The 990-nt window shown below is 54.4% G+C and carries 1 protein-coding gene; it reads right to left on the bottom strand.

Going from position 1 to position 990, the window contains the following annotated elements; translation table 11 throughout:
• The coding region (locus NCR40_RS30950; RefSeq protein ID WP_250511777.1) for a methyl-accepting chemotaxis protein at positions 1–990 on the bottom strand (990 nt) is incomplete at both ends.

The raw sequence follows: 990 nt of genomic DNA, 5'->3' as shown, positions 1-990 counted from the left end.
CATAATATCGGTGACTCGTTGGATGGCGGTGCCTACGCGCTTCATCGTTTCAGCTGCCTGTGCGACCAGTTCGGTTCCGTCCTTGACTCGACTACCGGACGTTTCAATGAGAACCTTGATCTCCTTAGCGGCGGCCGATGAGCGTTGCGCAAGACTGCGCACTTCGCTTGCTACAACGGCGAAGCCACGGCCCTGTTCGCCAGCGCGTGCCGCCTCTACCGCCGCATTAAGCGCTAGGATGTTGGTTTGGAATGCAATACCTTCGATCATTCCAATTATCTCAGCGATCTTGCCCGAGCTTTGCTCGATCCCGCCCATCGTCTGGATGACATGACCAATCACTGTGCTTCCCTCGTTAGCAACGGCATTCGCGTTTTCAGCGAGTAAGCTTGCTTGTTGAGCGTTTTCCGAGTTTTGTTTAACTGTGGCCGTCAGCTCCTCCATACTCGCTGCAGTCTCTTGCAGCGAGGCTGCTTGCTGTTCTGTTCGGCTCGATAAATCGGTATTGCCTGCCGCAATTTGAACTGCACCCGATGAAACCGATTCGGAGCTTGCACGAATCTTGGTCACCATCCCTTCCAAGCCACGCCGCATCTTTTCCACAGCAGCCAGAAGGCTGCGTTCATCACCGTCTTTAAGCGGTGTTGGAGCACTCAAGTCGCCACCTGCAATCGCCTGAACAACCTGCGCCGCATAATCGGGTTCACCTCCGAGAGCTTCGATGACGCTGCGAATCGTCCTCCATGCTAATAATGCGATGGCCCCAAACGCTAGGCCAATCAAGCCGCCGATCTTGAGTGTAGAGTGCCAAAACGCAGCGCTGATATCGTCCGTGAAGAATCCCGTACCAATCCACCAACCCCAAGGCTTGAACTCAACAATGCCGTTTATCTTGCCTGTCATCACGCCAGTCGACGGATGCGCTGTTGTCACCATTAGCACCGGGATGTGCTCTTTGGCAAGCATCTCACGGTAAAGATCAGTGTCTGG

It is taken from the genome of Caballeronia sp. GACF4, from assembly GCF_023631025.1.
Taxonomy (GTDB): domain Bacteria; phylum Pseudomonadota; class Gammaproteobacteria; order Burkholderiales; family Burkholderiaceae; genus Caballeronia.
This window is presented reverse-complemented; position numbering and strand designations above follow the sequence as displayed.